The organism is Geodermatophilus sp. SYSU D01106 (genome assembly GCF_054049995.1).
In genome coordinates this window covers 15,846-38,354 of record NZ_JBJGYM010000005.1, presented here as the reverse complement: position 1 = coordinate 38,354, position 22,509 = coordinate 15,846, and the positions used below count along the sequence as shown (strand labels likewise).

21 protein-coding genes are annotated in these 22,509 nt (G+C 72.9%); 11 read left to right on the top strand and 10 right to left on the bottom strand.

Features of this window, described 5'->3' with window-relative positions; genetic code table 11:
- Positions 1-394: 394 nt before the first annotated feature.
- From ACI78R_RS07105 to ACI78R_RS07085, 5 genes are all read left to right on the top strand, one after another.
- Positions 395-2,065 carry an NERD domain-containing protein gene (locus ACI78R_RS07105; protein WP_457040149.1) on the top strand — a complete coding sequence of 557 codons (1,671 nt, stop codon included), beginning with the start codon at positions 395-397 and terminating at the stop codon, positions 2,063-2,065.
- Positions 2,066-2,363: 298 nt separating this feature from the next.
- Complete coding sequence (locus tag ACI78R_RS07100; protein WP_457040148.1) at positions 2,364-2,984, top strand: hypothetical protein; 621 nt, start codon at positions 2,364-2,366, stop codon at positions 2,982-2,984.
- A 167-nt stretch (positions 2,985-3,151) separates the two neighbouring features.
- Positions 3,152-4,342, top strand: coding sequence for a hypothetical protein (locus ACI78R_RS07095; RefSeq protein ID WP_457040147.1), 1,191 nt, complete (start codon positions 3,152-3,154; stop codon positions 4,340-4,342).
- A 316-nt stretch (positions 4,343-4,658) separates the two neighbouring features.
- Entirely contained in the window at positions 4,659-5,534 is an 876-nt protein-coding gene (locus tag ACI78R_RS07090) for a hypothetical protein (protein ID WP_457040146.1), read from the top strand.
- Positions 5,531-6,862: a DUF4407 domain-containing protein gene (locus ACI78R_RS07085; protein WP_457040145.1), complete on the top strand. Its 1,332-nt coding sequence runs from the start codon at positions 5,531-5,533 to the stop codon at positions 6,860-6,862. The genes ACI78R_RS07090 and ACI78R_RS07085 overlap by 4 nt, the downstream gene beginning before the upstream one ends.
- Here the strand turns inward: ACI78R_RS07085 and bla are convergent.
- Both bla and ACI78R_RS07075 read right to left on the bottom strand, forming a co-directional pair.
- Entirely contained in the window at positions 6,859-7,773 is a 915-nt protein-coding gene (bla, locus tag ACI78R_RS07080) for a class A beta-lactamase (protein ID WP_457040144.1), read from the bottom strand. The genes ACI78R_RS07085 and bla overlap by 4 nt on opposite strands.
- A gap of 10 nt (positions 7,774-7,783) precedes the next feature.
- On the bottom strand, positions 7,784-8,305 hold the full coding sequence (locus ACI78R_RS07075; protein ID WP_457040143.1) for an HAD domain-containing protein: 522 nt from the start codon (positions 8,303-8,305) through the stop codon (positions 7,784-7,786).
- Positions 8,306-8,455: 150 nt separating this feature from the next.
- Here ACI78R_RS07075 and ACI78R_RS07070 point away from each other — a divergent pair, with 150 nt between their 5' ends.
- Both ACI78R_RS07070 and ACI78R_RS07065 read left to right on the top strand, forming a co-directional pair.
- The gene (locus tag ACI78R_RS07070; protein ID WP_457040142.1) at positions 8,456-9,709 is read left to right on the top strand and encodes a hypothetical protein; all 1,254 of its coding nucleotides are present in this window, start codon (positions 8,456-8,458) and stop codon (positions 9,707-9,709) included.
- 188 nt (positions 9,710-9,897) lie between these two features.
- The gene (locus ACI78R_RS07065) at positions 9,898-10,134 is read left to right on the top strand and encodes a FitA-like ribbon-helix-helix domain-containing protein (RefSeq protein ID WP_457040141.1); all 237 of its coding nucleotides are present in this window, start codon (positions 9,898-9,900) and stop codon (positions 10,132-10,134) included.
- 55 nt (positions 10,135-10,189) lie between these two features.
- Here ACI78R_RS07065 and ACI78R_RS07060 read toward each other — a convergent pair whose 3' ends face one another.
- On the bottom strand, positions 10,190-11,032 hold the full coding sequence (locus ACI78R_RS07060) for a trypsin-like serine protease (RefSeq protein ID WP_457040140.1): 843 nt from the start codon (positions 11,030-11,032) through the stop codon (positions 10,190-10,192).
- A gap of 130 nt (positions 11,033-11,162) precedes the next feature.
- Between ACI78R_RS07060 and ACI78R_RS07055 the strand changes: the two genes are divergently transcribed.
- Complete coding sequence (locus ACI78R_RS07055; protein ID WP_457040139.1) at positions 11,163-11,975, top strand: hypothetical protein; 813 nt, start codon at positions 11,163-11,165, stop codon at positions 11,973-11,975.
- Positions 11,976-12,066: 91 nt separating this feature from the next.
- Positions 12,067-13,458 carry a DUF4407 domain-containing protein gene (locus ACI78R_RS07050; RefSeq protein WP_457040138.1) on the top strand — a complete coding sequence of 464 codons (1,392 nt, stop codon included), beginning with the start codon at positions 12,067-12,069 and terminating at the stop codon, positions 13,456-13,458.
- Between the two features lie 148 nt (positions 13,459-13,606).
- Here the strand turns inward: ACI78R_RS07050 and ACI78R_RS07045 are convergent, their stop codons facing one another.
- The 7 genes from ACI78R_RS07045 to ACI78R_RS07015 form a co-directional block, all read right to left on the bottom strand.
- Entirely contained in the window at positions 13,607-13,978 is a 372-nt protein-coding gene (locus tag ACI78R_RS07045) for a DUF1330 domain-containing protein (protein WP_457027063.1), read from the bottom strand.
- A gap of 30 nt (positions 13,979-14,008) precedes the next feature.
- Complete coding sequence (locus tag ACI78R_RS07040; RefSeq protein ID WP_457040137.1) at positions 14,009-14,305, bottom strand: hypothetical protein; 297 nt, start codon at positions 14,303-14,305, stop codon at positions 14,009-14,011.
- The gene (locus ACI78R_RS07035) at positions 14,302-14,748 is read right to left on the bottom strand and encodes a hypothetical protein (RefSeq protein ID WP_457040136.1); all 447 of its coding nucleotides are present in this window, start codon (positions 14,746-14,748) and stop codon (positions 14,302-14,304) included. The genes ACI78R_RS07040 and ACI78R_RS07035 overlap by 4 nt, the downstream gene beginning before the upstream one ends.
- Positions 14,745-15,425 (bottom strand): helix-turn-helix domain-containing protein, encoded by a 681-nt coding sequence (locus ACI78R_RS07030; RefSeq protein WP_457040135.1) that lies wholly within the window; start codon positions 15,423-15,425, stop codon positions 14,745-14,747. Before ACI78R_RS07030 ends, ACI78R_RS07035 begins: the two co-directional genes overlap by 4 nt.
- 93 nt (positions 15,426-15,518) lie before the next feature.
- Complete coding sequence (locus ACI78R_RS07025; protein ID WP_457040134.1) at positions 15,519-16,136, bottom strand: hypothetical protein; 618 nt, start codon at positions 16,134-16,136, stop codon at positions 15,519-15,521.
- A gap of 422 nt (positions 16,137-16,558) precedes the next feature.
- Positions 16,559-17,956, bottom strand: a complete 1,398-nt coding sequence (locus ACI78R_RS07020; protein WP_457040133.1) for an ADP-ribosylglycohydrolase family protein — start codon at positions 17,954-17,956, stop codon at positions 16,559-16,561.
- A 36-nt stretch (positions 17,957-17,992) separates the two neighbouring features.
- Entirely contained in the window at positions 17,993-18,535 is a 543-nt protein-coding gene (locus ACI78R_RS07015; RefSeq protein WP_457040132.1) for a DUF2510 domain-containing protein, read from the bottom strand.
- A gap of 192 nt (positions 18,536-18,727) precedes the next feature.
- Between ACI78R_RS07015 and ACI78R_RS07010 the strand changes: the two genes are divergently transcribed.
- The gene (locus ACI78R_RS07010) at positions 18,728-22,003 is read left to right on the top strand and encodes a TM0106 family RecB-like putative nuclease (RefSeq protein ID WP_457040131.1); all 3,276 of its coding nucleotides are present in this window, start codon (positions 18,728-18,730) and stop codon (positions 22,001-22,003) included.
- Positions 21,996-22,418, top strand: coding sequence for a hypothetical protein (locus ACI78R_RS07005; RefSeq protein ID WP_457040130.1), 423 nt, complete (start codon positions 21,996-21,998; stop codon positions 22,416-22,418). The genes ACI78R_RS07010 and ACI78R_RS07005 overlap by 8 nt, the downstream gene beginning before the upstream one ends.
- Positions 22,419-22,509 lie beyond the last annotated feature (91 nt).

The following is a 22,509-nucleotide window of genomic DNA, read 5'->3' as shown; positions in this document are numbered from 1 at the left end:
TCAGCCCGACCGAGCCGCGCTGCGACTCATGGCTCTGCTCCAGTCCGCGCCCCTCTACAGCAAGGGGTCGGCTCTCACGGCAGCGCGCGAACGTGTCGCTTCGCAGCGGTTGGCGGACTGGTTCGACATTCGAGCAGCTGTGTGCTGCGCTGCCGAGGCGGATACAGCCGTCGAAGGGCAAGGCCTTCGGCCAGTACGACCGGGACCTGGTATACCGCTACGGCGTCGTGGACCTGCAGGTCGAGATGCGGGGAGGGTGACGGGACTCGCCAGACTCACTGTGGCGGCAGATGCGAGGCGCGCGGGCCTGGCCGACTGACGAGGCGGATGGTGCACCGGTGAACAGCCGAGTGCGTGTCCGGCACATCATGTCGGGGGTTCTTGCGATCCTCCGGTGAGTTCCACAGCGGTCACGGGGGTGCACATGACGGCGCGGGTCTTCCCGGCCGAGCCGGTCTTCGAGTCGCATGCCGAGCGGCAGTTCGCCGAGGCGTTGCGGGACCAGCTGCCCGACGACGCCGTCCTGTTCTGCGGCCAGCGCTTCAGCGACCGGCGCGAAGACCGCGAGGCCGACGTGATCGTCGCCTGGCCCGGCTTCGGCATCGCCGTCGTCGAGGTCAAGGGCGGCAGCGTGTCCCTGCAGGGCGCCGAGTGGCGCCAGGCGAGCAACGGGGAGAGCCGGCGCATCCGCCCGGTCGACCAGGCCGTCCGCTGCAAGTACCTGCTGCGCGACTACCTGCGTCGGGACCGGCGGTGGCGGGCCGGTGACCCGCGGATGGCACACCTCGTCGCGTTGCCGGCGACCGTCCTCCCGGAGAACTTCACCGCACCCGACGCACCGCGCTGTGCGGTCATCGACCGCACCGACCTGGGGCGGGCGGCGGCGCTCGTCGCGTCCGCCCTGCGGCAGTGCGAGACCGAGATCGAGCCCCCGACCATCGACGACGTCGAGGTCCTCGTCGACTGCCTGGCCGGTGTCGGCATCCCGCAGCAGGACCTCCTCGCGCAGCTGCACGAGCGCGAGTCCGAGTGCGACCTGCTCACCCGCGAGCAGGCACGCGTGCTCGACATGCTCGAGGACATCCGGCGGGTCGAGGTCCGCGGGGGAGCGGGCTCGGGCAAGACCTGGTTGGCGCTCGAGAAGGCCCGCCGGCTGGCGCGGAGCGGTGAGCGGGTCGCCGTCATGTGCTACTCGCGGGGGCTCGCGGAGTTCCTCCGCCGGCGGGTGGCCACCTGGCGGCCGAAGGAGCGCCCGGCCTACGTCGGGACCTTCCACGGGCTCGGCATCGACTGGGGCGTGCCGCCGGGTAGCGACGACGACAGCGGCTACTGGGAGCACCGGCTCCCCGACCGGATGGTCGCCCTGGCCGGCGCCCTGCCGGAGGAGGAGCGCTTCGACGCCGTCGTCATCGACGAGGCGCAGGACTTCGCCGAGAGATGGTGGCCCGCGGTCGTGGCGGCGCTGCGCTCGCCGGACGACGGCCGGCTCTACGTCTTCGCCGACGAGGGCCAGCGGGTGTTCGCCCGCCAGGGCCGGCCGACCGTCGAACTGATCCCGTTCAACCTCAACGAGAACCTGCGGAACACCAAGCAGATCGCCGGGACGTTCGGCAGCCTGACGCCGACGCAGATGCGCAATCGCGGGGGCAACGGGGTGCCCGTGCGGTTCATCCCGTGCGCAAGTGAGGACGCCGTCGCCGCGGCCGACGACGCCGCCGAGGCGCTACTGGAGGAGGGCTGGCCGCACGAGGCGGTCGCGCTGCTCACGACCTACCACCGGCACCCGGTGCAGGTGGAGCGGCAACAGGACGGCCAGGACGCCTACTGGAAGACCTTCTGGGAAGGCGACGACCTGTTCTACGGGCACGTCCTCGGGTTCAAGGGCCTCGAGCGGCCGGCCGTCGTCCTCGCGGTCAACGGCTTCCGGGACGAAGCGCGGGCGCGGGAGATGCTCTACGTCGGCCTCTCCCGTGCGCGCGACCTGCTGATCGTCTGCGGCGACCTGGAGCTGATCCGCGGCGTCGGCGGCGAGGCGGTCGTCCGACGGCTGACCTCCACCGGTTGAGCCCGGCAGAGCGCCAACCGCGTCGTAGCCGGGCGTCCGGTCGTCGATCCGGATGATCGATCGCCGTCCTGACTTGAGTCGAACCGGCCAGGTGCCGTCTTCGTCTCTAGGCGCAGCCGCGGGTGCTCATGTGGCTGATCTGCGTTGCGCCCGGTCCCTGCCGATAGAGACAGGCGGCATGCCGCGGACGCTCTCGGAGCGTCCCCACAAAACGGAAGGGGCGTCCATGTCCTCGAAGCCCATGCCGGCCGAGACGCCGAGTGTCCGCAGGCCGATGCGTCCCCGCGTCGTGCGACTCGTGGACATCGGCCTCGATCCTGCGTTCGACGCCTCCATGTCCTTCGTGCAGGCGACCCTGCACAACATCAACGCGGGCGCCGAAAGCCCGATCGTCGAAGTGGAGTTCGTGCGCTCGCGGGACCTCCTCACCGTGGGGATGGCCTTCACCGCGCCGGCTCACGTGCTTCACGTCATGGCACACGGTGGCGCCTACGGAGACGCCGGCCCGACCTTCGAGAGCAGTGACCAGCGGACGTCCTACTCACTCGACAGGCTGGCTGATGACGTCGTCCGACTGGGACGAGGTATCCGCACATCGACTGTCTTCGCAGATGGCTGCAGGACCGCTACGGCGCCCTGGCAGCGTGCCTTCGAGCACGTGCTCCAGGGGCCGATCACCTACATCGGGACGACCAGCAACATCGGCTGGCACGAGGCAACCGTCTTCGGCGCCATGTTCTACGGGGTGCTGTACCGCAACAAGGGCAAGGGGACGGACCCCGCTGAAGCGGCCATGTCCGCGGCTCAGAAGGCGGCCGCTGCCTACACCGACCTGCTGGGGAGGAAGTGCCCGTACAAGGCCACGACCCTCGAACCCAGCCAGTGGGCGTTGGAGAACGTCCGTCCGACCGGGGACTGACATCGGCAGGCCGCGCCGGTCCTCCGAGGTCCACGCGGCAGGTCAGCTCGATCGAGCACTGAGACACATCGAGGAGTCGCATGTCCGCAAGACCAGCCGTCGCTGAGTTGCTGGACGGAGTCCGCGGCGTAACGGCCGTCGACCCGAGGGCCGACCGTCGGAACTCCGTGAACAACACCGTCATCCGGTGCGTCTACGACGGCAAGCGTGCCGTCGCTGTGGGGACGACTACCAAGAACCAGATCGAAGGCCTACTTGACCTCGTCGACCTCCATCTCCACGGCGCCGACGTCCTCGACGACACGGCCGTGGCCCCGGACGAGGTCGTGCTCCTCCTGGTCCAGGACGATCCGGACACCGAAGCCGAAGGGGCCCTGAGGACCCTGGCGGCGCAGCTCAAGGCACCGTTCTCCGTCGTCCTCAAGCGACTGACCAGCCGAGGCGAGGTCCTGCCGATCAGTGGCGGCGGGCTCGACGACCTGAGCGACCACGAGAAGTACCGGTACACGGAGTGGCGCCAGTATCTGCTGAATCTCGGAGAGCAGCCGCCGGCGCTCGTCGCCCGACTACTTGCGGCTGTCCCGCGCGAGGAGTTCCGCGCGTATCCGATGCTGACCAAGACCAACTGGTGGTCGCTCCGGCTCGAGGGGCTGGAGGTCGCCCAGGTCGGTTCCCGACAAGGGCGGCTCGACGTCGGTCGCGACTACGACGGGAGGAGCGGCCCGGAGCGCACCACCTGGCTTTCGACCGTGCCCGAGGGGATGCTGCAGGTCACGGACGAGGACGCTTCCGTCGCCCGAGCCGCAGCCGCGATCAACGCTTTCGCCGACGCCTGGAACGAGGCGCTGACCGACCAGCCCGCGAAGCAGAAGGAGCACACCCTCGAGGCGAGAGTCTTGCGAGGTCTGGTGCCCGTACACGCATCGACGGGTCGACTCGAGCTCCTGCAGCCTTTGAACGACCAGAGGGTCAACTGGGGTAGCCAGTTCCCGACGCGCTGGGGACGGACGGCCTCGAACGCAGGCCGCTACCTCGATGCGCTCCTGCGGGACGGCTCCACTCCGTGGGCGCTTGAGCTCAAGACCGAGGGGTCGGCGGGGGTGGCCGGCTACTACCGGCATGCGGTCGGGCAGGCCGTCCTCTACCGCCACTTCATCCGGCAGGCGGTCCACCTGGCGCCGTGGTTCGACCGGTTCGGTCTCGATCACACTGCTTGCCGTGCTGCCGTTGTGGTCCCCGAGTACCGAGCCGAGACCGCCGCATGGGGTGAGCGCCTTCGACGCGTGTGTGAGGTCTTCGACGTGGAGCTGATCACCGTTCCGGAGCGTTACGCACGTGCCGGGGTGCTCACCGCCTGACCAACCGGTCGGACCGGTGTCCGCAGTGTCCTCCACGGCCGGACATGGCAGAGGCCGTCCCACTGTGCGCTCACACGCGGTGGGACGGCCTCGCGCCGGAGCGGAGGACACTGGCACACCGGTCCGCAGTGATCAGCTCCCGTGAGGTCGCTCGCACTTGCTCGTGTAGGCCATCGCTCGCCTGACCCGGACGGGTGAGCACACCGTGCCTTCCGTCGGCCCCGGCCGGTACGACTTCCCCGGAACTTCGATCCGATCGAGTTCCGGTGGTCCGAGGGTGTGCTGACGGCGGGGACGTCCCGCAGGTGGGGGAGACGTGTTCCGGGAGCCGCTGCGCCGCGATCCGCTCGTCGTCGGGTGGGCGGCGGTCCTGCTCCTGGCCGGCTTCGTCGCGCTGAGCAACAACACCGAGTGGAGCGGCTCGCTCGAGGCCGACCGCGTCGCCGGCTTCCTCAAGGACCTCGCCGAGGCCTTCCTCTGGTCCTTCTTCCTCCTCCTGCTCCTCGCCTGGCTGCGTGCCAAGGCCTGGCGGGACACCGGCGGCGGCCGCGGACCCGCCCGCGGGCCGCGCCCGCCGCAGCGGCGGGACTCGACGCTGCCGTGGACCGACCGCTGGATCCGCGACTGGCGCGAGGAGGCCGCCTCCGGCCGGACGGCGACCGAGCAGGAGCCGCAGCTGCTCGCCTGCCGGCACGGTATCGCCGCCGACGCCGGCGCCTCCGACACCCAGGTGCCCGTCCTGCGCGCCCTCTCGGTGAGCCACACGATCGTCCGCCCGGGTTCGGCGGTGCTGGTCACCTGGTGCTTCGAGCACGCCCGCGACGTCGTCGTGGACGGCCGCGGCGGCCACCCGCCCTGCGGCGAGGCGCTCGTCCCCGTGCACGCCAGCCGCCGCATCGAGGTCACCGGCCGCAACCGTTTCTCGACGACGCCCGCGGCCACGCCGGTCGTCGTCGCGGTGGCCGTTCCGCAGCTCGACCTGCCCACCGTCGCCGCGCCACCGCCGGTGTCCCTGCACGCCGACGTCGCCGCCACCGTCGGCGCCCCCTCGCCCGTCACCCAGCGGCTCGACGCCTTCTGGGCCACCCAGGACGCCCTGCACCCGCGGATCGAGGTGTCGCCGCGGCTCGTCGGCGTCCCCGGCTCGCTGGTCGACAGCCTGCGCCGCGCCACCCGGAAGGACCCCCGGTGAAGTCCCTCAGCCGAGCCGCCCTGAGCGAGCACCTGCTCACCGTCGCCGGCGCCAACCGCGAGGTCCTGCGCGAGGCGCCGAAGGAGCGCGGCAAGCAGGTCGCGATGGGTGCGGTCCTGCTCTCCACCGCCGGCCTCGCCGTCGTCTCGGCGAGCTACGCCCTGCACATCGCTCTGCACCTGTGGGTGCCGGTCGCGGTCGTCGGCGGCCTCGTGTGGGGGCTGGTCATCCTCAACCTCGACCGCTGGCTGGTCGTCTCCTCGCCGCGCCTGAAGCGGTGGTGGAGCACGCTGGCCATGGCGCTGCCGCGCGTGGTGCTCGCCGTCCTCATCGGCGCCGTCGTCTCCACGCCGCTGACGCTCGCCGTCTTCAGCGCCGAGGTCGCCACCGAGGTGGAGGTCATGGCCGCCGAGGCCGAGGACGAGTTCAACCAGCGCATGCAGGCCGACAGCCGGACCGTGGACCTGCAGGACAAGCAGGCGCGGATCGCCGAGCTGGAGGCCGACCTCGCCGACGGCGTCACCCAGGCCGACGTCGACGAGGACCCCGCCGTCGTCGACATGCAGCGCCGGCTCGACGAGGTGACCGCGCGCTACGAGGCGGCGGAGGCGGCCTACAACGCCGAGATCGACGGCACCGGCGGCACCGGCGACCAGGGGTTCGGCCCGGCCACCGACGCCCGCCGCGCCGACCGCGACCGGCTGCGCGCCGAACGCGACGCCCTCGCCGCGGAGCTCGACACGCTCAAGGCGCAGACCTTTGAGCAGCTGCAGGGCGAGGAGGCGCAGAAGACCGTCGACCAGCAGAACGAGCTGGCCGGCCTGCGCGCCGACGTCACCTCGCTGCAGCGGCGGCTCGCCGCCGAGGCCGCCGCGCACGAGGCCGCGGTCGACGACAGCGACGGCATCCTCGCCCGGCTCACCGCCATGTCCCGCCTGGAGGAGGGCAACCCGACCCTGGCGACGGCGCACCGGCTGCTGTTCTGGTTCATGACGGCGATCGAGTGCCTGCCGATCCTGTTCAAGACGATGCTCGCGCTCGCCCCGCCGTCCCTCTACGAGCGCCTGCTCGCCCTCGGCGACGAGAAGGTCGAGGAGCGGGTGCGGCTGCGCATGCAGACCGAGTACGAGGAGGCCGAGGTGCTGGCCAGGTCAGCGCTCGCGGCCGCCGAGGCACGGGCGGCGCGGACGCTGGAGGCCGAGTCGCGGGCGACCGGGATGGTGCTCGAGGCCCAGCTCGACGTCACCCGCGACGGCGTCGACCGCTGGCGCGACGAGCAGCTCGCCCGCTCACCGCGCGTCAACGGCGCCGTCCTCACCAAGCACTAGCCGAGTCCCGCGACGACGACCCGCGCCGCCTCCGCGACGAGCGCGTCGTCGTGGCGGGCGTCCGGCTCGTCCCGGCTCGACATGACCGCCAGGACGATCGGCGCCCGCCCGGGCGGAGTGAGGACGGCGACGTCGTTGCGGGTGCCGTAGGCGCCGGTGCCGGTCTTGTCGCCGACGTCCCAGTCGGCGGGCACGCCGGCGCGGATCAGCGCGTCACCGGTGGTGTTGCGCCGCAGCCAGTCGAGGAGCTGCGCGCGGTCCTCCTCGGCGATGCGCGGTCCGTCCACCGCGTAGGCGCGCAGCGACCCGGCCAGCGCGCGGGGCGTCGTCGTGTCGCGGGGATCGCCGGGGACGGCGCTGTTGAGCTCGGGCTCGGTGCGCGCGACCTCGGTGACGTCGTCGCCGACGGCCTCGAGCGCCGCGTCGAGACCGGCCGGGCCGCCTAGCTCGCGCAGCAGCAGGTTGAGCGCGGTGTTGTCGCTGAAGCGCACCGCGGCATCGCACAGTTCCGCGAGCGTCATGCTCCCGCCGACCCGGGTCTCCGTCACCGGCGAGTACGCCGTCGTGAGGTCCGCGGGGGTGACGGGCACCGGCCGCTGCAGGTCCGCCGGCGACGTCCGCGCCAGCAGCGCGCCGGCCGCCAGCGCCTTGATGGTGCTGGCGTAGGCGAACCGCTCGTCGGCCCGGTGCTCGAGCGTCGCCCCCGAGCCGGTGTCGACGGCGAAGACGCCGAGCCGGGCGTCGAAGCGTGCCTCGAGGGCGGCGAACTCCGCGGACATGTCCGGGGCCGGTGCGCTCGTGGCGGTGGCGGTGGAGGTGGTGGTCGCAGGGGGAGCCGCCGTCGACGGCGAGCCGCACGCCGCCAGCGCGACGGCCACGCACACGAGACCGGTCAGCGGGGCGCGGCGCACGCCCGTCGTTCTACCCGAGCCACTCCTCGACCCGGTCGAGCTGCTCGTGGGTGAGCCCGACGTAGAGGTCCGGCGCGACGACGAGCACGTGCGGGTTCGCGGCCAGCCAGTCGCCGGTGTCGTCGGCCTGCTCGGCGAGGTCGTCGTCGATCCACACGATCCGCCGGTCGGGCTCGGCCGCGGCCACCTCCTGCGCGGCGGTGAGCTTCCACCAGCCCGAGCCGCCGCCGAAGATGCCGAGGAATCCGGTGGGCGCGGCGCCGGCGCGGGCGTGCACGCGCAGCCCCCGCGGCAGGCCCATCGGTTCGGCGAGCAGCCGGTCGGCGTCGCCGGCCCAGGTGGTCAGCCACTGGATCTCCACCCGGCCCGACTCGTGCAGCTCCCGCAGCCGGGCGGTGATGGTCGGGTCCCACGCCAGCCGGTACCCGTTGAACGACCCCTGCCGCCACCCCGCGGGCAGCTCACGGCGGGGCGCGTTGAGCACGCCGTCGACGTCCAGGAGCAGGATCGGACGGTCGGCGCGTGAGCTCATGATCTGATCCTCGCGCGTCTCACCAGACCCTTCCCGTCGCCTCAGACACATGTGTGCTGATCGGTCGGCGCGTTGACCTTGAGCGCCGTGCGCCGCGCCCGATGGTCTCGTTACCCCACAGTTCCGCAACCTCGAGACCTGGAGACGACGATGACCGGCGAGGTCCAGCTGATCAGTGACGGAGACGGCCTGGCGGTCATCGGCGACCGGGCGGCGGTCGAGCGCTTCCTCGTCTCCGAGAAGCTGGCGTACGGGTCCCGTGACTTGCCCCGGCTCGGGAGTGTGCTCAGCCGGGCAGCCGCGCTCGTGGATGCCGGCTCGAAGGTGGCGGAGGAGTCGGGGCGCTGGGTCAAGCTGACCAAGCAGTCGGCAGATCTCATCGCGAAGCACGGGCTGACGCCGACCAAGACGCCGGGCGTCAGTCACGCGATGGTCGGGGACCCCGGATCGATCAAGAAGTGGATCCAGATCGCACAGGGGCCCGGGGCGAAGGCCGCCAACCCAGCGGTCCTCAGCGGAGCCGCGGGGGTCATGACGCAGCTCGCCATGCAGCAGGCCATGGACCAGGTCACCGACTACCTCGAGACCATCGACGAGAAGCTCGACGACGTACTCCGGGCCCAGGAGGACGCGGTCGTGGCCGACATGGTCGGCGTGGGTTTCGACATCGACGAGGCGCTGACCATCCGCGAACACGGGGGTCGGGTCAACGAGGTGACCTGGTCGAAGGTCCAGGCCGCGCCGGCGACGATCGCGCGAACGCAGGCGTACGCGTTGCGGCAGCTCGACGCGCTCGCCGAGAAGGTGGAGCGCAAGGCGAAGGTCGGCGACCTCGCCAAGGCGACGAAGGACGTCGAGACCAAGGTCGAGTCCTGGCTCGGGGTCCTGGCTCGTTGCTTCCAGCTCCTCGACGCCGTGGCCGTGATCGAGCTCGACCGGGTCCTGGAGGTGGCTCCTGACGACCTGGACGGGCACCGCCTGGGGTTGAGAGCGGTCCGGCAGAAGCGGCTGGACGCAATCGCGCAGAGCACCGAGCGCCTGTTGGGCCGCATGACCGCAGCAGCAGCCACCGCCAACACGAAGGTGCTGTTCAACCCCGTGGCGTCCCCGGCCGTCGTGCAGTCCAGCGAGCACGTCGTCACCGCCATCACCGCACTCCACGGACGGCTCGGGATCGAGTCCCGCGAGGAGTCGCTGGAGGCGAGGGCGTGGACGGATGCGGCCGCGGAGCTCAGGGATCGTGTCCTGGAGACCGGAGCGGACGGCGTGGATGCCGGCAAGCGGCTCGGCAGCGAGACCTTCGACCTCGCCAGGTCGGTGACCGGCCGGCTCTCGAGCGGGATCGCCGCGCGCACGTTCGGTCGGCGCACCGAGGACGAGGGACAGGCCGGCGCGAGCGAGTAGGCGCCACCTGACCGACGCGGTGCCCCGGCAGCCACGCGCTACCGGGGCGCCGGCGTCTCAGCCGAGGAGCCAGGAGAGCCGCGACGAGCCCTCGCCGGGGCACTCGGCGGTGGCGGCTAGCGTGCTCCCGTCGGCGGCGAGCGCGAGGGCCGCTGCCGAACTGCTGCTGGACCTGCCACCCTCCGTGCATGACGGTGTCCATCGCCATCCCGGACGTCCCCGACGGGACTCATGCCGTGCTACTCGCGCGCGCCACTCGGGCTGGGCAGTCGCTCCAGTGCTACGTCCGGGACCGCCTCATCGAGTCGGCGAGCCGGCCGACTCACGAGGAGTTGTGGGACCAGGTTCAGCACCGGGTCGTATCCACCGGTTCCCGGCTTCCCGCGGCGGAGATCATTGACCTGCGCGGCGGGGACCGCCGCTGACGACCGAGGCCGCCCCGCCGCGACGCTGCGGCGGGACGGCCCCGTCAGGACTGCGTCAGAGGGTTACGAAGTCGATCTCGCCGGCCTCGTCGCCGGCCTTCTCCAGGATGAAGTCGATGACGTCCTGGGTGTCGGTCCGGTAGGCGAAGCCCGTCCCCGCGCAGGCGCCGTTCATCACGAACGAGTTCACCGCGGTCACGGTGTCGCCGACGAGGACCGGGCCGCCGGAGTCGCCGAAGCACGTGCCGCCGCGGCCGCCGCCGGGGTTGGTCGACAGCTTCACGTTGTAGCCGCCGGCGTTGGTGCCGTTGAGCCCGATGATGAAGCTCTCGGCGGTGAGGCGCTCGCGGTAGGCGACCTGCTTGGTCTGGCTGCCGTTGCTCTCCTGCACGCCGTAACCGGAGATCGTCGTGGTCGCCGAGTTGCCCGGGTGTGAGCGCTTGTAGCTGTCGAGCGAACCGGCGGTGGCGAGCGAGGCGTACTCGGTGATCTCCGGGTACACGGCCGTCACCGGGTGGTCGAGGATCATCAATCCGGCGTCCTTGGTCTCGGGGATGTTGCCGAGCCCGGTGTAGCCGTACGAGTAGATCTCCGACGACGTCACGCCGTAGTCCTCGTCGTACGGGTAGGCGCCGCCGAGCGCCTGGACGTCCTGCTCGAAGTACACCCGCGCGCTCGTGGCCACGGTGCCCTGGTCGTCCAGGGTCACGCAGTGCCCGGCCGTCAGGAAGACGGTGTCGGTGAGCAGGCTGCCGGAGCAGCGGTGGGTGGCGTTGCCGTCGGCGTCGAAGAAGACGGCGAGACCGACGTAGTCGTGCTCGGTGTCGTCGGTGAAGTTGCCCGTGATCGCCTGCGCGGCGGTCCCTCCGGCCAGCACCAGCGCTGATGCCAGTGCCACCGTGGTGACGGTCTTCCGCATCCGGTTTCCCCCTCGGTCACGTGCCGGCCGCGTGCCGGCCGCCGGAGGTTAGGCAGACTTGCTAACAACACGCCAGAGCGGATACGGATCGCTCCGTAGCGTGAGACGAGTGCAGACGCCGGACCCGCAGCTCACCGCCCTCGTCGAGCGGTACCGCTTCCTGATCGAGCACGGGGCGACGGTCGTGGTCGAGCAGGGACGCGAGATCCACCTCGGCGACGTCGAGGCCCGCACCGTCGTCTTCCGCCGCGACGACGGGACCTACCAGGTCGACCGCTTCGACCGGGGGCGGCAGTGGTTCGAGATGGAGGCGCGGGACCTCGCCGAGGTCGAGTTGCTGATCGCCGACCGCTTCGGCTCCTCGGTGCACCGGCACCCCGATGCCTGGCGGTTCGCCTGCGTGCAGCGTGGCGACGGCCGCGTCGAGGTGCGCCAGGACGGCCGCCTGCGGGCCACCTTCGCCGACCTGCACGGCGCCCGCGCCTTCTCCGGCTTCGCCGCCCTGACGCCGGCGGAGCTGTGGGCCAAGCCGCCGCGGGTCGGCCGGACGGGGTGGGTGCCGCCGGTCGACGAGGGGACGCGCGCCCTCCTCGACCGGCTGCGCGACGTCAGGGTCCTCGCCGTCGACGAGGACCGCTGCGAGGTGCACCTGGACGAGCACCGGATGGGCGCCCGCCTCACCCGGGTCAGCGGCGTGTGGCACGTCTGGGAGGGCAACGACTACTCCGTCCCCGGCCCGCCGACCCTGATGACGACGGCGGCCGACGTCGTCGAGCAGCACCTGCGCCTCCGCTTCGCGGGAGACCCGGCCCCCGGCGAGCCCGTCGGCGAGCTCGTGCGCGACGGCGTCGTGGTCGCCCGCGGCGCCGGCGTCGCCACCGGGCTGCTCCACGCGCTCGGGGACGGCGTGGGACGCGTGTGACGACCGGGTCCCGACCACGACCGGGACTGCCGATCACTCGGGGGAGCGGCGGACGAACCACGACCCCCGGCGCTCGGGGAGTGCTGACCACATGGCTGGACGACGACGGCTCCAGGACCGCCTCGCGGTCCTCGGCGGCGCGCGGCCCGACCTGCTCGAGTCGGCGCCGGGTGCGCGGCCGCGGTTCGCCGCGCTCGGCGGCGTCCTGCTGAGCACCGGTGGCCTCGCCGTCGCGTCGGCGTCGTTCGCCCTGCACATGGCCCTCGGCGTCTGGTGGCCGTTCGCGCTGCTGCTCGGCCTCGGCTGGGGCGCCGTCGTGGTCAACCTGGACCGGATGCTGCTCGTCGGCATGGCGCACGACGCCTCGCTCAAGCGCAACCTCGCCCTCGCCGTCCCCCGTGTCGGGCTGGCGCTGATCCTGGGCGTCGTCGTCGCCACCCCGCTGACGCTGCAGGTGTTCCACAAGGAGATCGACGCCGAGATCACCGTCATGCAGGCCGAGGCTGCCGACGCGTACCGGGAGTCGCTGGAGGCCGACGCGCGCTTCGCCGGCCTGGAGGAGCTGCGGGAGAAGGTGGCGCTGGAGCAGGACGTCGTCGCCACCGGCGGCTCGGCCGACCCCGCGCTGGTCGCCGTCCAGGCCGACCTCACCGCCAAGCAGGCCGCCTACGACGCCGCCCTGGCCACCCAGCGCGACCTCGAGGCCCGCGCGCAGTGCGAGCTCGACGGCACCTGCGGCACCGGCGACGCCGGCACCGGTCAGGCCTACCTGCAAGCCCGGGCCGCCGCCGACGCGCAGGCCGCCGTCGTCGCCTCCGCCCGCGCCGAGCTCGACGACGCCACCCGGGGTGCCGCCGGCGCGGAGTCGCGCAGCGCCGACCTCGCCGCCGCCGCGCTGGCCACCGACTCCGCCGAGCTGGCCCGGCTGACCGCCGAGCTCGACCGGCTGCAGGCCGCCTTCGACAGCACCAACGAGGGCTCCGGCGGCATCCTCATGCGCCTGGAGGCGCTCGACCGGCTCAGCGAGCGCAACGCCACCCTGGCCGCGGCGAAGTTCATGCTGTCGCTGCTGTTCATGTGCGTGGAGATCCTGCCGGTGCTCATGAAGGTGCTGCTCAACTTCGGCCCGCCGACGGCCTATGACCGGCTCGCGGCGCTGCGCGACAGCGGCGACGTGGACATCGAGGAGCTGCAGCAGCAGTCGCGGCGCTCGGTGGCCGAGGCCAAGGAGGAGCTGCTGGTCATGGCCGAGCAGGAGCGGCTGGACCGGCAGAAGGCCGCGATCCGCGTGCGCCGGCTGGCCGCGCTCGCCCAGGAGCAGATCGACGCCGAGGAGGCCGCGCGCCCGGTGCCGCAGCCGGCTGCTCCCGTGGACGACGCCGGCCGCATCTGGGACACCGGCCCGATCCGGCTGGCCCGCTCGGCCGCCCGCACGATCCGCCCGTCCCGCCGCCCGGGCGCCCGGGTGACCTCCGGCGTCTGACCGGCTCGCCGGTCGCGCACCTGAACGCTCCTCTCGGGTGGTGTCCAGCCGGACGCTCGTGCTCTGCCCACGGTGACGGGGCAGAGCACGACTGTCTCTAGGGGACATCGCGTCCCGTCGGCGCCGCGGTAGCCGCGCCCGGTGACGATCAGTCGCGCTGCCACTCCGTGGTCGGCTGCAGCACCGCCTCGGTCAGCGCCTCGGTGCGGAAGTGCGTGAACTGCTGGTACTCGGGGTCGGCGACCATCCGGCTGAAGGCCTCACGCGAGGGATAGCGGACCAGCAGCACGGCGTCCCAGTCCTGCCCCTGCTCGGCGACCAGGGGCGTGCCGCCGTCGCCCGCGTAGACCACCTCGCCGCCGTAGCGGGCGAGGAAGGTGCCCGACAGCGCCTCGCGGTAGCGGTCGTAGGACTCGCGCCCGCCCTCGGTGAACCGGAGCAGGTTGAGCATCACCACCGGCCCGCCCGGGTCCTCCTGGAGGAAGCGCTTGAGGTCGGCACCGCGGGGGTCGATCGCCATGGCCGGACGCTAGCAACGCGCCTCCGGGGCTCAGCCCAGGAGCAGTCGCCACACGGCGTAGCCGTCGTCGGCCGCGTCGCCCAGCGCCCGCCACTCGGCGGCATCCGGATCGCTGAGCACGAGGTCGAGTCGCTGCAGCCGTTTGCGGTCGCTGCCGGCGAAGCGGGCCCGCTCGGCGAGTGGGTCGCTCATCAGGCTCGCGAGGAAGGCGGCGTCGCCGCGGTGCCGGGCCCGGTCCCGGGTGGTGCTCTGCCAGGCCGCCGCCTTGAGCACCAGCGCGCCGAGGAGGTCCGGCACCGGCACGGTCGCGGACCGGCTCCCCTTCACGACGGCGAGCGGGGTCGCCCGCCGGAGCGCCTGGTGGCCGCCGTCGATCTGGGTGGTGTCCCCGCCGACCGCGGTCCGCAGCGACCAGCGTAGGGGGAGTGGTCGGGCGCCAGGACGTCGACGACGGCGCCGTCGGCCGGGCGGCGGAAGCGGTACACCTTGCCGGTGCTGTCCGGCTCCGGGCGCAGGTCGAGCTGCCGAACCGCCTGCACGCAGCGGCTCAGGCCGGCGCGGTCGCTGAGGAGGTCGGCGAGCACGTCGACGTCCTGACTGGCCCGGGTGGGCGTCCGGCCGGCAGCGATCCCGTGCAGCATCACCATCTGCCCGCCCACGAGCACCCAGCCCGCAGGATCGAGCTGGGCGGCGATGTCGAGCACGAGGTCCCACAGTCGGTCGAGGGCGCCGCTCAGCGGCGGGAGGACGACCGTCGCGGGAGCGGTCATCCCCGGAAGGCGACCAGCGCCGCGGTGAGCAGGTCCAGCCCTGCCCGCCTGGTCCGGACGTCGGAGGACTCGGCCAGGTCGACGGCGACCACTACTACCGGCATGTGCTGCCGGCCGGCCAGTGGCAGGTCGGCGAACCTCGGGACGCGGATGACGACGTTCGGCTCCCCCCGGTCCGACAGGCCGAGGTCCCGGCGGAGTCGCTCGAGCGTGCCCTCAGTGCAGTAGCCCTCGACCGCCGCGCCGGCGGCGATGATGTCCGCTCCCACCGCGTCGGCCGCGGACAGCCCCGAGGCGACGAAGCCCTCCGCCGCGGACACCCGGTCTCGGTACGCGGGCAGTGCCCGCAGTTCCCGGCGGTCGGCGCGCTCACGCACGGATGCGACGACCTGCTCGGCGTCCGAGGACCGGAGCCGCGCCGCGACCCGGGAACGGGCCGACCGGTCCAGCCACTCCGCGCGCTCGCCGGACAGTTCCCAGAGGGTCGCCCAGGCGGTCGGTGCCGCGAGGAGGCGGCCCGGGCTGACGGGCATCCGGGCGCGCTCGTCCACCGCGTTGTCCGGGAGGACCAGCGTCCGGCCGATCCGCTGCGCCGGCAGGGTGCCGGCCCGGACGAGCCGGCGCACCTCCTGGGGGCTGACGCCCAGTCGGGCCGCGGCCTCGTCGACGGTCAGCACGGCGGCTCCTCGGTTGCAGAATCGATGCGCTAACGCATCAATTCTGCAGCACCGCTGTTATGAGCTAGCGACGGCTCGCCGATCGTTCGTCAATCAGGCGATGCGGCTCCATGTGCCACAGTCGTCGGTCCGGAAGGCCGTATCGAAGGGTAGGAGTTCGACGTAGGTCTGTCCGTCGGGGAACTCCCATGCGAGGACGGCGTCATAGTCCCCGCTCAGGTTGCTCAAGCGCTGCCATGAGCAGTTCGAACCGCCCGTGGACTGATAAGTCCCTGGCTGGAGCTCAGGACCGACGAGGTAGGTGCCGTCCGCGAATCCACCACTACGGTCAGGCCCGCCGCTCGTTGCGGGTGTCCACCGGCCGCAGTCATCCGTCGAGAAGGCCACGTCGGTGGGCAGAATCTCGACATAGGTCTGTCCGTCAGCGAACTCCCACGCGAGGACGGCGTCGTAGTCCCCGCTGACATCGCTCAGCCGCTTCCAGGAGCACCCTGACCCACCGTCGCTGCGGTACAGCCCGGGCTGGATGTCCGTGCCGACCATGTACGTGCCGTCGCCGAATCCGGGAGGCTCGGGCGGCAGTTCCGGTGAGGGCTGTGGCGGCTCAGTAGCGGTGGTGGTCGGCACAGGGACGCGGTCAGCATCTTCCTGCGCGTCGCCGGATCCGGACACGGCGCTCACGACCAGACCGATGAAGAGGAGCACCACCACGGAGGCGGCGATCGCACCCAGGATCGAGTACGGCCGACTGCCGTGCTGCGGTCCGCCGGGAGGTGGCGGGCCCCAACCCGGTGGCGGGCCCCACCCCGGCGGAGGTCCGGGCGGCGGTCCCGATGGCGGCATCCCCGGCGGACCCCACGGTGGCCCTGGCGGACCCCACGGCGGAGCACCTGCGGGCATCCCGGGCGGCGGACCCCAGCTCGGGGATGAGGGTGGTGGCGGAGGACCCGGTCGCGCCCATGGCGGCGGGAAGCCGCCGAACGTGGGTCGGCCATCGCCAGAGTGGCCCTCGCCTCGCGGCTGGTGCATCGATGTGGTCCCTCCGTCGATGAGTGCGACCGCGGGAGTATCCGGTGTCCGGGCAGCCTGCGTAGAACTGATCCGCCCGGAAGTGGTGCGACGTCCCTCGGGCCTCAGCGAGTCGCCAGGCGCTGCAGCGCCGCGGAGAAGGAGGCGTTCCAGAGGCCGAGGTGCGGCCAGCGCTCGGCGACGTGCGCCGTCGCCTCCTCCACCGACATCCCCTGCTCGCGCACCAGCCAGCCACGCAGCACCAGTCCGGTCCGCGACGCCCCGCCGTGGCAGTGCACGAGCACCCGGTGCCCCTCGGCGTGCAGCGCAGTGAGGTCGTCGAGGACGTCGGCAAGCATCACGTCGAGGTCGACGTTGTGGTCGTTGTCGGCGATGTAGGACATCCGGTGGTTGGTGTGCGGGAACGGCTCGCCCAGCCGGCACAGCGAGATGACGGCGAAGTCCTCGTCGCTGTACCTCGCGCCGTCGAGGTTGCCCGCCCAGATCCCCGGCAGCACCTCCACCGGGCCGATCCGCGGGATGACGCCGGGGTCGTACGACGGCACCGGCTTCCCGTCCAGCGCCGCGGCGAGCTGCTGCAGGTCGGCCAGCCGCCACACCCGGCCGCCGTGCCCGGGCACCGTCCCGTGCACGGGCGAGGACCACCGCATCGGGATGCCGCCCATCCCGTACACCGCCCCGGCCAGCCCGCCGGCCACGCACGCCACGGTGTCGGTGTCCCCGCCGAGGTCGATCACCAGCCGCAGCACCTCGGCGAAGTCGCGGCCGGTGCGCAGCGCCCAGAGCGCCTGACCGAGCGTCGGCCACACCGCGCCGTTCGACTCCGTCGCCATCGACGGCTCCCAGTCCGGAGCCAGCACCGTCGCCCACCGGTCGCGGTGCTCCTCCGCGACGAGTGACAGCGCATCGGGGACGGCGGCCAGCGGGTCGCCGCCGTCGAGCGCCACCCCCATGAGCTCGTGGAGGACGGCGCAGCCCTCGCCGGCCGCTGGGTCGCCGTGGGTCAGTGCCGAGATGCGCCGGGCGGCGTCCACGGTCGCCTGAGTCCCGTCACGCGAGAACCGGATCGCCGCCGGCGTCGTCCGCATCAGGGAGCCGTTTCCGGCCGCCCGTCCGGTCCGCGCGAAGTGCTCCGCCGCCGCGCGGTCCCACGGCAGGCCCGACCCGAACACCGCCCGCGTCTGCACGCCGATGTCCGGCGGCCCGGCCGCGGCCCAGGCGGCGAACCGGCCGAACAGGTCGGCCTCGTCCAGCCCGCCCCGCTCGACCAGCGACTGCGCCACCAGCAGCGCCATCTGCGTGTCGTCGGTGAACTCGCCCGGCGCCCACCCGAGCGACCCGCCGCCGCACATCTCCGTCGCTGCTCCCCGGGCCGCCACGGGGAAGCGGGCCGAGAACGCGCCGGGCGGGCCGAACTCGAACGGCGCCCCCAGCGCGTCGCCCACCGCTGACCCGACCAGCGCCCCGGCCACCCGGTGCGAGCGGTGCAGTCCTGCCGTCACCGGCTCAGTCTCCGTGATCGGTCAGCCGGGACGCCGTCAGCCTCGACGCTGCGTGTGCTCCGTCCACCTGACTCCGTCGAACCAGCGGATGAACTGGGCGTTCATCTGATCGGGGTACCAGCCAGGCGGAAGCTGCAGCAGGCCCGACTGCGCCTGCTGCACCGGCGCCGAAGGCAACGCCTGCGGCGTCGTCTGCGATGAGTGCGGCGCCGCCGGAGGAATCTGCGGCGGCATGGGTGCCGGGGACGAGGTCTGTGGCGTACCCGCAGCCGGCATCGTGCCCTGCCCCTGCTGCTGCATCTGCTGGGCGACCTGCTGAGCGTGGATCTGCTGCTGGTGCCAGGCCTGTTGCTGCCACGCCTGCTGCTGGTGCCATGCCTGGACCTGCTGCTGTACCGCCATGTGTTCCTGCTGGGCGATCATCTGCCGCTGGTGTTCGAGCGCCATCGCCTGCTGGGCGACCTGTACGCGAGCTGCGTTGCGCGTTTGACGGGCGTAGCGGGTCGCGCGCTGCTCCTTGTCCCGGAAGGACACCAGGCCGAACGTCGAGAGCGACACGGTCTTGCGGAGCAGTCCCACGGGTTGTTCCTGTCTTTCGGCAATGGGCGTTCCGCATCCTCGCCGCTCCTCCGCGCATTGAGGCGCTTCGGTGAGCGTGTCTGGCACCAAGGGAGGACCGCGCTCTCCGCGTGTGGGCGGTGTGACTCGGCGACGGCGCCACCGGCGAGGGACACGCCGATCACGGGGTCCGCGTGAGAACGTCCCGTCTCGATGTACCGCACCGACGGCTCCCTGGTCCTGAGCCCCACCGACCTGACCCGCCACCAGGCCTGCGCGCACGTGACGACGCTCGACCTCGCCGTCGCCGACGGCCGGTTGAAGCCCCTCGCCGGCGGCCCCGACGACCACGCCCTGCTCATCGCCGACCTCGGCACCGAGCACGAGGAGAAGTACCTGTCGGCGCTGGAGGCCGAGGGGCGCAGCGTCGTCCGCATCCCCACCCGGTTCGACGCCGCCGGCCGCCGCGAGGCCGAGGCGCTCACCGTGCAGGCGATGCGGCAGGGCGTCGACGTCATCGCCCAGGCCGCGTTCTTCGACGGCGTCTGGGGCGGCGCGGCCGACTTCCTCCTCAAGGTCGCGACGCCCTCCAACCTGGGCGCCTGGTCCTACGAGGTCGCCGACGCCAAGCTCGCCCGCCGCGTCAAGGTCCCCGCGCTGCTGCAGATGGCCACCTACGCCGAGCGCCTCGCCGTCCTCCAAGGGAAGGCACCCGAGCACGTCTGGGTGGTCACCGGTGACGGCGCCACGAACCCGTGGCGGCTGGTCGACGTCGCCGCCTACGCCCGCCGCGCCCGCGCGAAGCTGGCCGGCTTCCTCGCCGACCCGCCGCCCACTGCGCCCGTCCCCGTGCCGTACTGCGGCCAGTGCTCGTGGAAGGCGCGCTGCACCGCCGAGCTGGCCGACGCCGACGACCTCAGCCTCGTCGCCGGCATGCGCGCCGACACCCGCGCGGCCCTGCGCGCCGCCGGCATCACCACCCTCGAGCAGCTCGCCGGCGCCGACCCCGAGACGCTCAAGGCGGCCCGCATCGGCGCCGCCACCCGCGCCCGCGTGCAGGAGCAGGCCCGCGAGCAGCTGCGCGAGCGGCGCACCGGCGTCCCCACCCGCACCCTGCTGCCACCCACGAAGGGCCTCGGCCTGCTCCGGCTGCCCGAGCCCAGTGACGGCGACCTCTACCTCGACTTCGAGGGCGACCCGCACTCCGCCGACGGCGCCGGGCTGGAGTACCTCGCCGGCATCGGGCGGCGCGACGGCAGCTTCACCGCGCTGTGGGCGCACGACCCGGCCGCCGAGAAGCAGATGGTCGCCGACCTGATCGACCTCATCCTGGACGCGTGGCGCGCCGACCGCGGCATGCACGTCTACCACTACGCCGCCTACGAGGTGAGCGCGCTCAAGCGGCTGACCGGCCGCTACGGCGTCCGCGAGGCCGAGCTCGACGAGCTGCTGCGCAACCAGCGCTTCGTCGACCTCTATCCCGTCGTCAAGCAGTCGATGCGGATCAGCAAGGGCTCGTACTCGATCAAGAAGGTCGAGGCGTTCTACGGCCGCGAGCACACCGGCGACGTCGCGGACGCCATGGGCAGCGTCATCGCCTACGAGAAGTGGCTCGCCGACCGCGACCCGCAGCGCCTCGTCGACATCGAGCTCTACAACAAGGACGACGTCGACTCCACCCGCGAGCTGCACGACTGGCTGGAGACTCAGCGCGAGGAGCTCGAGCGCGAGTTCGGCGGCCAGGACCGCCCGCTGCTCTCGGAGGCCACCGGCCCGGTCGAGCGCACCGACGCCGAGCTCGCCGAGCTGGCGCTGGTCGACCGGCTCAAGGACGCCGGGCACGACCTGCTCGGCGACCTCGTGCAGTGGCACCGCCGCGAGGCCCGCCCCGGCTGGTGGGAGTTCTTCGCCCGCAAGGAGATGGACGACGACACGCTCGTCGAGGACGGCACCGCGCTCGGCCGGCTGTCTGCGCCCGTCGAGGTGGGCCAGGAGAAGCGGTCGAAGCTCTACGAGTACCGCTTCCCGCCGCAGGACACGAAGCTGTCGGTCGGGTCCACGGCGGTCGACGTCGACCAGCGGGCGGGCATCGGCACCGTCGTCGCGCTCGACTCCGCCGAGGGCCGCGTCGTCGTCAAGACGGCGAAGGCCCCGGCCACGCCGCGCGGGCTCGGGCCGAGCGGCCCGCTCGACGACAAGGGCATGCGCGCAGCGATCACCGCCACCGCCGACGACGTCCTCGCGGGCACGCCCTGCCTCGGGCAGGCGCTGCTGGAGCGGCGGGTGCCGGCCGACTGCCGCCGCCGTCCCGACGAGCAGGCCGGCGACGCCGTCGTCCGGATCGGCCTCCGGCTCGACGGCGAGGTGCTCGCCGTCCAGGGCCCGCCCGGCAGCGGCAAGACCCGGGCGGCGTCGATGCTCATCCGCGCGCTGCTCGACGCCGGCAAGAAGGTCGGCGTCACGGCCACCTCGCACGCCGTCATCGGCAACGTCCTGTCGGCCGTCGACCGGCCGGCGCTGCAGAAGTGCGACGAGCACCAGGCGTGCGGCGCGCCCGGCGTCGAGTGGTCGAAGGACGGCAAGGACGTCGCCCGGCGGCTCGTCGACGGCGACGTGCGGCTCGTCGGCGGGACGGCGTGGTTCTGGACCCAGCCTGACCTGGCCGAGGCCGTCGACGTGCTCGTCGTCGACGAGGCGGGGCAGTTCTCGTTGGCCAACGCGGTCGCGGTGGCGCGGGCCGGGAAGTCGCTGGTGCTGCTCGGCGACCCGCAGCAGCTGGCCCAGCCCTCGCAGGGCGTGCACCCCGGCGACTCGGGGCTGTCGGCGCTGGAGCACCTGCTCGAGGGGCACCCGACCGTGCCCGAGGGCCGCGGCATCTTCCTCGACACGACCTACCGGATGCACCCGGCGCTGACGCGGTTCGTGTCGGACCTGGCGTACGAGGGCCGCCTGGAGTCGGCGGCGCTGCGCGAGCGGATCACCGTGCGGCCGGGCGGGCTGGTGTCCGGCAGCGGGCTGGCGGTGCGGTCGGTGGCGCACACGGTGCCGGCCTCGGCGTCGTCCACGGAGGAGGCCGCCGAGGTGGCCGCCGTCTGGCGGTCGCTGCAGGGCGTCGGCTGGGTCGACGCCGAGGGCGCCGAGCGGCCGATCGGCCCGGACGACGTGCTCGTCGTCGCCCCCTACAACAACCAGGTGGCGCTGATCCGCTCGCTGCTGCCCGACGGTGCGCGGGTCGGCACGGTGGACCGGTTCCAGGGGCAGGAGGCGCCGGTCGTCGTCTACTCGACGACGTCGACCTCGGCCGACGAGGCGCCGCGCGGGGTCTCGTTCCTCTACGACCTCAACCGGCTCAACGTGGCGGTGTCGCGGGCGAAGGCGCTGGCGGTCGTGGTGATGAGCCCGCTGCTGCTCGACGCGCAGGTGCGGACGCCGGAGCAGCTGCGGCAGGTCAACGCGATGTGCCGGCTGGCCGAGCTGGCCGGTGTCTGACACCGCGGAGCTCGCGGGCCTGCTCGGCGTCGGCGCGGACGTGCTGGTGCGGGCGCTGGGGGACGGCTGGCTTGAGGTCGCCGGGCCGCCGCACGAGCGCTGGTTCGTGAGCGGGCGTCCGGTGCAGGTCGCCGTCGGCTGGGACGGGTTCGGCTTCACGCTGGCCCGCCCCGAGCCGCGCTGGTCGGGCGACGACCTGGTGTGGGAGTTCGCGGCCGAGCGCGGCTTCGGCTCCGACGAGGTCGTCTACGAGCGGGCGATGCTGGCCGAGGCCGCGGAGGAGGTCGCCCGCCGTCGCCGGCGGACGTTCCGCTGGTGCCCGGTGTGCCGCGAGGTCAACGCCCGCGAGCACGTGCACGACAACACCGGCCTGTGCATGCGCTGCGCCGAGCGCCACCTCGGCGTCACGTACTGAGCGGGCCCGGGAGGGGCCGATAGCGCGACAAAGGCCCTCTGGGGACCGACGACGGCGCCCCGGTCGGCGGTGACCGGGGCGCCGTCCGTCC